Genomic DNA, 8,657 nt, shown 5'->3' with positions numbered 1-8,657 from the left:
GTCTTCTCCGTCGTGGTCTTTTCTGTTTGGCGACATTGAGAAAATGTGCACGCGCCTTGCCGCGGTCATAACGCGGGCGATGCGCGCCATAACCGTTGGCTTGCTTGCAGAGGTCGTCAATCACTCTCTCTGTCGTCTGCCACCGGCCTGCCATCGATGACAGTCTGCAACGACTCGATAGCCATATTCAGCCCTGTCTCGTCACTGAGATCCACGCTTAGTGCGGTGAGATTCTCGGAAGGCTTGCAACGCTGTCGTGACAGTGCCACCACCTCAATTCCAGAGGCGAGTAACACGTTCACCAGTTCATGGCCGATGCCACGGCTGGCTCCGCTCACCACAACCATTCCTTCCGGTAACTGGTACAGCTGATTCAAAGCCGCCATATCTTCACAAAACATTCTATAATGAATGTTGTGGCCTGAAGCGGTACATTACATTTCTCAACCCAGTAGCATTGTTTCTGCATGGAGACTGCCTTTGCCACTTATGAACCAACAGGATGCACGGTCCCATTGGCAGGTCTTTTCTGTAGAGGCGATTCCCACTAAAACAAACCTTGCCCCTCTCGACATCGTCATGGCTGATATCATGGCAACATTCGGCGATGCAGGACCGCCCTTAGTTCTCGATGCTGGCTGTGGACTTGGAGTTGTCAGTAGATTTGTTTACTCCAAGGGCTTTTCTGTTATTGGGGTTGATATTAACCAACCAGCTGTTGAGCATGCGCGTCAATCGAGTGCAGCATTGACCCGGGCTTCTGATGCTCCTTCCGGCAAAAAGCTTGAATTCTTCTGCAACGACATTCTCAGTTCGGCTTTCCCAAGCATCGTGGCTGGTGCTTTTGATGGAGTGATCTGTCAACTTGTCATCTCGATTGTTGGACCAGGCCATGACCGACCCGCATTGCTTGCCAATCTATACACAGCACTTCGCCCTGGAGGCTATCTCTATCTCTCAGCATCAGGCGTATCTGATGACATCAATCAATCGTATGCAGAGCTCTACAGATCAGACCTGGAAATCACAAAGGAGATGCACACCTATGTTTCCCGTGACGACCAAGGGCGAGGCCTGTTTGTAACACATCATTTCACAGCAGAGGAGCTGAGCCAATTGCTGCTCAATGCTGGATTTATTGATCTACGTATCGACAAGAAAAGAGAGACAAGTAGTCGAAGAAAGACTCAGTCAGCATACTTCTTTTATTGTTATGCCCGCAAGCCTGTCGGCACACCTTCATAGCCGCTCTGACAATGCTTTCGAGAACGTCCACCAACCTTCACTCCATCACGGCTTACAAGCGCGCTCACGGCAGCAGGGCAGACTCTCTACGCCTCTTTCAGCAGATGCTTGCCAACCGTGACATGCGGAAACTTGGGCGAACTTTTTTCGTGCCACCTTCGACCCTTTTAATTCAATTCGCTGACGCCAACAGCTTCAGCTGATCGCGGAGCGAATCCACCTGCTGCACCCGCAGCAGCAGTGCTTCGCCGGGCTGGGCGTTCTGGGGGCATTCGGCCACCAAATCCATGGCCAGGTCGTCGATGCGCACCAGGCCAAGCCGGTCCTGAGGCCGGAGCCAGCGCAGGAAATCGGCGCGCCACTGGCTGCTCTTATGGGCTTCAAACCACACCTGCTGCCAGTGGCGCTGGTCTTCGCGGGAGATGCCGATGCCTTCGCGAACGGCGCCATCAAAGCTGTTGAGCAACTCCTGCAGATCGTCTTCACTCAGGGGTGATGCACCACTGAGCTGCGCCTGAATCTGGCGTTGCACCACCAGATCGCCGTAACGCCGGATCGGCGAGGTGGCCTGGGCATAGGCCGGCAGCCCGAGGCTGAAGTGGGGCGAAGCCTGGGTTCCCATCAACCCGCGGCTGAGGCAGCGCTTGATCGCGGCAAAGCGCACGGCGCCATCGGGAAGTGCGTCGAGCTCTGCTTTGGGTGGTAGGTCCGCAGGCAGTTGGCTACGGAAGGGCAGCGCCAGGCCGTGCTCAACGCCAAAACGGGCCGCGACCGCACCAGCCAGGATCATCGCCTCAGCCACCATCGCGCGCGAGGGGCTGGGCTCGCTGATCTCGAGAGTGGGCTCGCCATCACGGCTGCGGATGCGCCCTTCCGGCAGGTCCATCAGCAGGGCGCCGTGGCGCACGCGCCACTGACGGCGGCGGTCCAGCAACTGATCAAGCTCAGCGAGATCGCGCTCTTCCGGCGGCGCCAGGTCGATCAGATCATCGGCATCGCTATAGCTCAGCCGGTAGGTGGGCTTCACCCAGCTGCGCTGAATGCCATAGGCGGCAATGTCGCCATCCTCATCCAGATCCACCCAGGTGCTCCAGGCAGCGCTGCAGATCCCTGCCCGCAGGCTGAAGGGCCCCGTGGTGAGACCCAGCGGGAACATCGGCAGATTGCCACTGGCCAGGTACAGGCTGCTGCCGCGGCGTCGGGCCTCCAGATCCAGGGGTGAATCCACGGCCACCAGGCGGCCCGGGTCGGCCACATGAATCCAGAGGCGCAAGCTGCCGTCAGGCCTGAGTTCCAGCGCCAGGCCGTCATCGATGTCGCAGGTGTCGTCGTCGTCGATCGTCACGCAGCGCTGGCCGGTGAGATCGAGGCGTTCGGCATCACCGGGCAGCTCCTCATGGTGCAGCGCCAGCAGGCGCTGGGCTTCGGCCTCGAGCTCGGGGCTGAAGCCCAGGCTCCAGGTGGTGCTGCCCATCGACACCAGATGGTGGCGATCCCAGAGCCCCAGATCCACCAGCAGATGCCGGAGATCGCCGCGATCGTGGCCGAGATGCAGGGCCGAGAGGCTCTGTCGCAGCTCAGGATCGAGCTGATCCAACTCCAGCTCTCCAGCCGCCAAGCGCTTCAATTCGTCCAGCCACTCTCGCTGCTCAGGCGGCAACAGGGCCGGATCCATGGGCTGCCGGGCGCGCAACAGCTGCTGCCATTGCTGTTGACGCTGTGCCTGCAGCCGTTTAAGCCGGCGCTCGCGTCGCATCGGCTTGAGGTCGGCGGCGCTGCGGGCCGTAGCCTGCCTGCCTGCCTGCCCTGGAAGCCAAGGATGGAGTGGACCCCCGAGGCGGAGGCCAGTCTCAAGGAAGTTCCGTTCTTCGTGCGTCCCGCCGTGCGGCGGCGGATCGAGACGCTGGCCGCCGAAGCCTCACGCTCCAGCATCGACCTCGCCTTCTACGCCGCCGCCAAGGCCCGCTTCGGGCAGACGTGAGGGTGCTTTGGGCTCCGCTGCAGAAGGCGTCTGGAGCGGCTTGGAGCAATCCGTGCCCACCGCTGAGGCCAGGATCAAGCCCGCCTGACCGGCCGTAAGGTAAAAGAGAGGGCAACACAGGATGCCCCATCCATGTCGCAGTCCAAGCGCGAGCAGGTGGTGAGTCACCTGCGCTACATCCGCCAGGAACTCCGGGAGATGCATCAGGGGGTCATGGAAGATGGCCTGCTGCCTGAAGCCGGTGAGGTGCGCGGCGTGATGGCCCAGATGGAGGCCCTGCTGGAGCTGCTGGAGGGCAAGGGCTCGCGCAAGAACAAGGACAGCGAGAGCTGAGCCCTGAGCCAGCACTGGCGGGGAGGCCTGAAAGGGTGTAGACCTGCGGCGGCAGGTGGCCGAGCCGGGTGATGGGGATCTCCAGCCAACGCACCTGCCCGTTCTTCCCGCGTCGAGCCCCTCGGTGATCCGCCCGCAGCAGACCCGGTTGCATCGCCAGGTGGCTCTGCTGGGCGAGCAACTGCGCAGCTGGGCTGACAACCCCTGGCGGCGGCTTTCGCTGGTGTTGATCACCGGCCTCGGCAGCTTCTTCTTCGGCGGTGCGGTGGGCATGCTCACCGGTGCCCTGGCTTACCTCGACCCCCTGGCCGCCCTGGTCTGCGTGGTGCCGATCGAGATCTCGATCCGCTGCCGCCGCTGGCTGATGCAGCGCCCGCAGGATCGCCTCACCCTGCAGCTGGTGGATGCCGGACGCATCGGCCTGCTCTACGGACTGCTGCAGGAGGGCTTCAAGCTTCTCTGAGCTCGTCGCCGCGAGCGGCCAGCAGATAGAGCAGGGCCATGCGCATCGGGATGCCATTGCGCACCTGCTCCGCCACCAGGCAGCGGTCCGGGTCATCCAGAAGATCACCGCTCATCTCCACACCCCGGTTCACCGGACCCGGATGCAGCACCGGCACCGTGGGGCCACAGAGCTCCAGGCGGGCCTGGCTGAGGCCGAAGCTGCGGTGGTAGCTCTCCAGGCTGGTGAGCAGGTGCTGGTGCATCCGCTCCCGCTGCAGGCGCAGGGTCATCACGGCATCGGCCCCCACCAGAGCGCGCTCCAGCTGGCGCTCGATCCGGATCGAGCCACGGTTCGCCACCGGGTCGCTGGCCTGGCCCGGAGGGGGAGCCGCCACGAACGCGGCGAAGGCCTCCGGCAGCAGCGTGACGGGGGCGCAGAGCACCACGTGGGCGCCGCAGGCGGTAAGGGCCCAGAGGTTGGAGCGCGCCACCCGCGAATGGAGCACATCGCCCACGATCAGGATCGTGCGGTCCTTCAGCGCCGCCGGCGTCGGCCGCTCCGGCGCGAAGTGACGGGCGAGGGTGAACAGATCGAGCAGCCCCTGGCTGGGATGGCTGTGGAGCCCATCGCCTCCGTTCAGCACCGCCACCGGGCGCCCCCCGCCCCGGCACTCACGGTCGAGGTCACGGGCCAGTGCCGCGGGAACCCCGGCGCAGCGGTGGCGCACCACCAGCACATCAGCGCCCATGGCCACGTAGGTGAGGGCGGTGTCGAGCAGGCTCTCCCCCTTGCTCAGGGAGCTCGACGAGGGGGAGAAGCTCTGCACATCCGCCGAAAGGCGCCGTGCCGCCAGCTCGAAGCTGCTGCGGGTGCGGGTGCTGGACTCGAAGAACAGGCTGGTCACCTGCCGGCCCTGCAGGGCCGGCAGCTTGCGGGACCCGCTCACGGGCATCACCCGGAAGCGCTGGGCCAGCTCCAGCACCGTGGCGAAGTCCTCCAGGCTGAAGGTCGCCAGATCGATCAGGTGCCGGTGGGGCCAGCCGCTCACGCCTCGGCTCCAACCCTGGGGGCCACCGGCAGCAGCTCGGCTGGCCCCAGGGCCTCGGCGCGCGATGGGGTGCGATCCCCGCGGGACCGGCGGCTGACACTGCGGCTGGCCTTCAGGTACCAGCGCCAGGGCAGGTCCACCCCAGACGTGATGCCGATGCGGGTGGCCGTGACCAGGGGATCGCGGCCCTGCTGGTCCTGCTGCTGCCACCAGGCCACCAGCGCCGGGGGGCGCGGGGCCAGCCAGAGTCCGCCAGCGGGATCCACCGGTTGTCCATCGTGGCGGCGATCCAGACCGAAGCGGCGCGCCAGCAGGCCCGGGCCGGCGGCGATGCGCTCGGGCTCATCGGGCATGGCCACGGCCCTCAACAGCACACCATTGGCCCAGTCCTCGCGGTCGGTGACCACATTCACGCAGTGATGGATGCCATGACTGACGTAAACGTAGAAGCGCCCGGGCGGTCCGAACAGCGTTTCGTTGGAGGGGGAGCGGCGCCGGTGGCCATGGCAGGCGGGCTCGCTCTGGCAGTAGGCCTCGGTTTCCACCACCAGGCCCCGGAGGAAGCGACCATCCTCACGGCGCTGCCACAGCACGCAGCCCACCAGGTCGGGGCCCACCCGATCGGCCCGGCGCGCGAAAAAGGCCGGCGTCAGGACATCGACACCCCCGGGATCTGCGGCGTCGAGGGCCGCCTGACCCGCCACAGTGGATGGTGACCACTCCTCCCTGGAGTGGTCATTGGCTCTCTTTCGCGCCTGTTTCGTGTCCAACGCACTCTCCAGCTTCAATCTCGGCACCGTGCTGCTGGCCACCAGTGGTCTGTTCTGCCTGGCCACCCTCTACTTCGGCACCAGGGGCGGCTACTACGACAGTGACGACTACGACGGCAACGGCACCGCCCACTGAGCCTCCGCCCCGCCAGCGCGGCAGGACTCAGCCCTGGCTGCGCAGCTGCTCCGATTCGGGGCAGTCGTCGGCGGTTTCCAGGTCGTCGGCCTGGGTACTGCGGCTGAAGTAGGCCAGGCGGGTGCTCACCGCCCCGATCGAATCAAGGCGGACGCTCTCCTCCCAGCTGTGCAGCTCGTCATCGTCTTCGGCGTCGTAGCGCAGGGTGACCAGGTCGCCGGCGATTTCGACCACCAGCGCCTGCTCGATCCAGCGCTGCTGATCCCGCAGAAACACCCAGACCGGTCGCTTCTCACTGCAGAACTGATCCAGCTTGCGGTGCAGCATGCTCAGCGCCGGCTCCAGCGGGCCGTGTCCGGGTCATGGCCCGGGTCCCTTCAATCCTAGGGATACTTCAGCAATCCGTTCGCTTCGGCCCCGTCGCCGACCTGCCCCTGGTGACGAGCTCCCCGCCCCCCACCTCCGCAGCGGCCGTCAGCCCGCTGCCGGGCCCCGCCGACAGCGTGGAAGCGATCCGCCTGCAGCTGCGCAGCTGGCCCGAGGTGGAGGCCTATCTCAAGGGCTGCAAGGGGGTGATCGTGCCCCTGGGTTCCACCGAGCAGCACGGCCCCACCGGCGCCATCGGCACCGACGCCCTCACGGCCGAGGCGGTGGCCCTGGAGGTGGGTCGCCGCACCGGTGTGCTGGTCACGCCCGCTCAGGCTTTCGGCATGGCCGAGCACCACCTGGGCTTCGCCGGCACGATCAGCCTCCAGCCCTCCACGCTGCTGGCCGTGATCCACGACGTGGTGCTCTCCCTGGCCCGCCATGGGTTCGAGCGGATCTTCGTGATCAACGGCCACGGCGGCAACATCGCCACCACCCGGGCCGCCTTTGCCGAGGCCTACGCCAGCGCCGCCAGCCGCGGTCTGGCGGGAGCTCCGCGGCTGCGTTGCCAACTGGCCAACTGGTTCATGGCCGGGCCGGTGCTGCGCGAGGCCCGCGAGCGCTACGGCAAGCGGGAAGGGCACCACGCCACCCCGAGCGAGATCGCCCTGACCCTGCACCTGGAGCCGAGCCTGGTGGCCAAGCAACGGCCCCTGCCGGAACCGGCGCCTGCCGGGCCGATCCATGGGCCCGAGGATTTCCGCCGGCGCCACCCCGACGGGCGCATGGGCTCCGACCCCTACCTCGCCAGCGCCGCAGACGGCAGCCGCTTCCTCGAACTGGCCGCCGAGGCGCTCAGCCTGGATCTGGAGGCATTTCTGAGTGAGTGAGCCAAGCAGCTCCCGCGGATGCTCCAGCTAGGTTCAACCCAGCAGAACACCGTCGCCACGATGGGAACGATCAACGCCGACGACGTGCGCAAGGTGGCCCAGCTGGCCCGGCTGGAGTTGCCTGAAGACAAGATCGCCATGTACACCGGCCAGCTGGAGCGCATCCTCGAGTACGTGGCGCACCTGGAGCAGGTGGACACCGCGGGGGTTCCGCCCACCACCCGGGCCGTGGAGGTGGTCAATGTCACCCGCGAAGACGCGGTGGATCCCACACCCGTGCGTGAGGATCTGCTGGAACTGGCACCCCAGCGCGAAGGCGATTTCTTCCGGGTTCCCCAAATCCTGGCCAGCTGACTCCTTCCGCCCTCAGCCGGCGGAAGAGCGCGGCACCGGCGATACGGCGGTGCGGTGCAACAGGGAGAGCAGGTGGCGCCTGGAGCGGGCCGTGGGCATCAGCGCGGCGATCGGGCGTAGGCGGCTGCGGCGGCGCTTGTGGCTGCGAATGCCCAGGAAGATGTCGTAGAGGAAATTGATCCCGTCGTGGGGGGTTTCGAACAAGCCGAGCCTCTGGGGTGATCCCTTGGCATCGAGCAGAGGCTTGGTGGCCCGGTAAGCCGGTTGATATTCGAACCAGGGAATCGATGGCCAGAGGTGATGGATCAAGTGGTAATTCTGACCCATGATCAACCAGTTCATCACCCGACTTGGATACACCCTGGCGTTGTGCCAGCGGTTGCGCGAGTTGAAGGGGCGGTGCGGGAGGTAGTCGAAGAAGAGGCCGAGGGTGACACCCACCATCAGCGCCGGGGCAAACCAGCAGTTGAAGATGAATGGCAGAAAATCGAACTTGTATGCGGCCAGCACAATCGAGATGAAAATCCCCCGAGCCAGGCCCCACTCCAGCAATTCCCACTTGCGCCAGAGCCGGTGGCGGAAGAAAAAGACCTCGTGATAGAAGAAGCGCGGCGCGATCAGCCAGAGCGGTCCGAAGGTGGAGACGATGTGGTCGGGATCGTGCTTCGGATCATTCACATGGGCGTGATGCTGCAGGTGCACCCGGGTGAACACCGGGAAGCTGAAACCCAGCAGCAGGGCGGCCCCGTGGCCCATCACCGCATTCCAGAAGCGGCTGGGATGGGCGGCGTTGTGGCAGGCATCGTGGATCACCGTGCCCTCCAGATGCAGGGCCAGGAATCCCAGCGCCAGCAGCAGCGGCAGTGGCCACTGGGGCACAAACCAGCCCCAGATCGTCAGCCCGGCCAGGCCGTAACCGCCGAGGAACAGCCCCACGGTGGGGTTCCAGGCGGAGGGAGGGTCAAGGAACTCCTTCGGCACCGACCGCCACGGGGCAGCTGAGGGCCGAGAAGCGGAGGCAGATTCGGGCGAAAGGGCCAACACTTGGGTCATCGCCGCGGTCCGCGCCATCACCAATGGCCCCCCACC

13 protein-coding genes are annotated in these 8,657 nt (G+C 65.3%); 7 read left to right on the top strand and 6 right to left on the bottom strand.

Features of this window, described 5'->3' with window-relative positions:
* Window positions 1-116 precede the first annotated feature (116 nt).
* A complete protein-coding gene (locus KQ297_RS09855; RefSeq protein WP_259739255.1) occupies window positions 117-386 on the bottom strand; it encodes an SDR family NAD(P)-dependent oxidoreductase in 270 nt (89 codons plus the stop codon).
* Window positions 387-489: 103 nt separating this feature from the next.
* On the opposite strand from KQ297_RS09855, the gene KQ297_RS09850 reads away from it, so the two are divergent.
* Window positions 490-1,245 carry a bifunctional 2-polyprenyl-6-hydroxyphenol methylase/3-demethylubiquinol 3-O-methyltransferase UbiG gene (locus tag KQ297_RS09850; RefSeq protein ID WP_259739254.1) on the top strand — a complete coding sequence of 252 codons (756 nt, stop codon included), beginning with the start codon at window positions 490-492 and terminating at the stop codon, window positions 1,243-1,245.
* A 172-nt stretch (window positions 1,246-1,417) separates the two neighbouring features.
* Here KQ297_RS09850 and KQ297_RS09845 read toward each other — a convergent pair whose 3' ends face one another.
* Complete coding sequence (locus KQ297_RS09845) at window positions 1,418-3,001, bottom strand: ribonuclease catalytic domain-containing protein (RefSeq protein ID WP_259739253.1); 1,584 nt, start codon at window positions 2,999-3,001, stop codon at window positions 1,418-1,420.
* A 63-nt stretch (window positions 3,002-3,064) separates the two neighbouring features.
* Between KQ297_RS09845 and KQ297_RS09840 the strand changes: the two genes are divergently transcribed.
* From KQ297_RS09840 to KQ297_RS09830, 3 genes are all read left to right on the top strand, one after another.
* Window positions 3,065-3,226, top strand: coding sequence for a PCP reductase family protein (locus KQ297_RS09840; protein WP_185466619.1), 162 nt, complete (start codon window positions 3,065-3,067; stop codon window positions 3,224-3,226).
* Window positions 3,227-3,358: 132 nt separating this feature from the next.
* Window positions 3,359-3,559, top strand: a complete 201-nt coding sequence (locus KQ297_RS09835; protein WP_006172336.1) for a hypothetical protein — start codon at window positions 3,359-3,361, stop codon at window positions 3,557-3,559.
* 55 nt (window positions 3,560-3,614) lie between these two features.
* Window positions 3,615-4,022, top strand: a complete 408-nt coding sequence (locus tag KQ297_RS09830) for a DUF565 domain-containing protein (RefSeq protein WP_259739252.1) — start codon at window positions 3,615-3,617, stop codon at window positions 4,020-4,022.
* Here KQ297_RS09830 and KQ297_RS09825 read toward each other — a convergent pair.
* Both KQ297_RS09825 and KQ297_RS09820 read right to left on the bottom strand, forming a co-directional pair.
* A complete protein-coding gene (locus tag KQ297_RS09825; protein WP_259739251.1) occupies window positions 4,009-5,052 on the bottom strand; it encodes an aspartate carbamoyltransferase catalytic subunit in 1,044 nt (347 codons plus the stop codon). The genes KQ297_RS09830 and KQ297_RS09825 overlap by 14 nt on opposite strands.
* On the bottom strand, window positions 5,049-5,756 hold the full coding sequence (locus KQ297_RS09820; protein WP_399251584.1) for a DNA-3-methyladenine glycosylase: 708 nt from the start codon (window positions 5,754-5,756) through the stop codon (window positions 5,049-5,051). The genes KQ297_RS09825 and KQ297_RS09820 overlap by 4 nt, the downstream gene beginning before the upstream one ends.
* Before the next feature lie 58 nt (window positions 5,757-5,814).
* Here KQ297_RS09820 and KQ297_RS09815 point away from each other — a divergent pair, with 58 nt between their 5' ends.
* The gene (locus KQ297_RS09815; RefSeq protein ID WP_259739250.1) at window positions 5,815-5,958 is read left to right on the top strand and encodes a hypothetical protein; all 144 of its coding nucleotides are present in this window, start codon (window positions 5,815-5,817) and stop codon (window positions 5,956-5,958) included.
* Between the two features lie 27 nt (window positions 5,959-5,985).
* Here the strand turns inward: KQ297_RS09815 and KQ297_RS09810 are convergent, their stop codons facing one another.
* Window positions 5,986-6,285: a DUF6679 family protein gene (locus KQ297_RS09810; RefSeq protein ID WP_259739249.1), complete on the bottom strand. Its 300-nt coding sequence runs from the start codon at window positions 6,283-6,285 to the stop codon at window positions 5,986-5,988.
* Between the two features lie 110 nt (window positions 6,286-6,395).
* On the opposite strand from KQ297_RS09810, the gene KQ297_RS09805 reads away from it, so the two are divergent.
* On the top strand, window positions 6,396-7,214 hold the full coding sequence (locus tag KQ297_RS09805) for a creatininase family protein (protein WP_259739248.1): 819 nt from the start codon (window positions 6,396-6,398) through the stop codon (window positions 7,212-7,214).
* Window positions 7,215-7,274: 60 nt separating this feature from the next.
* A complete protein-coding gene (gene gatC / locus KQ297_RS09800) occupies window positions 7,275-7,568 on the top strand; it encodes an Asp-tRNA(Asn)/Glu-tRNA(Gln) amidotransferase subunit GatC (protein WP_259739247.1) in 294 nt (97 codons plus the stop codon).
* A 12-nt stretch (window positions 7,569-7,580) separates the two neighbouring features.
* Here gatC and crtR read toward each other — a convergent pair whose 3' ends face one another.
* Complete coding sequence (gene crtR / locus KQ297_RS09795) at window positions 7,581-8,621, bottom strand: beta-carotene hydroxylase (protein ID WP_259739246.1); 1,041 nt, start codon at window positions 8,619-8,621, stop codon at window positions 7,581-7,583.
* Window positions 8,622-8,657: the final 36 nt, after the last annotated feature.

The organism is Synechococcus sp. CS-205, from assembly GCF_025128255.1.
GTDB lineage: Bacteria > Cyanobacteriota > Cyanobacteriia > PCC-6307 > Cyanobiaceae > Regnicoccus_A.
Note: the sequence above shows the minus strand (reverse complement) of the source record. Positions and strands in the feature narration are given on the sequence as shown.

Excerpts from the sequence above, each read along its gene's own strand:
- KQ297_RS09855 (WP_259739255.1), bottom strand. The coding sequence starts at position 386 with ATGGCGGCTTTGAATCAGCTGTACCAGTTACCGGAAGGAATGGTTGTG.
- KQ297_RS09850 (WP_259739254.1), top strand. The coding sequence starts at position 490 with ATGAACCAACAGGATGCACGGTCCCATTGGCAGGTCTTTTCTGTAGAG.
- KQ297_RS09845 (WP_259739253.1), bottom strand. The coding sequence starts at position 3,001 with ATGCGACGCGAGCGCCGGCTTAAACGGCTGCAGGCACAGCGTCAACAG.
- KQ297_RS09840 (WP_185466619.1), top strand. The coding sequence starts at position 3,065 with ATGGAGTGGACCCCCGAGGCGGAGGCCAGTCTCAAGGAAGTTCCGTTC.
- KQ297_RS09835 (WP_006172336.1), top strand. The coding sequence starts at position 3,359 with ATGTCGCAGTCCAAGCGCGAGCAGGTGGTGAGTCACCTGCGCTACATC.
- KQ297_RS09810 (WP_259739249.1), bottom strand. The coding sequence starts at position 6,285 with ATGCTGCACCGCAAGCTGGATCAGTTCTGCAGTGAGAAGCGACCGGTC.
- gatC (WP_259739247.1), top strand. The coding sequence starts at position 7,275 with ATGGGAACGATCAACGCCGACGACGTGCGCAAGGTGGCCCAGCTGGCC.
- crtR (WP_259739246.1), bottom strand. The coding sequence starts at position 8,621 with ATGACCCAAGTGTTGGCCCTTTCGCCCGAATCTGCCTCCGCTTCTCGG.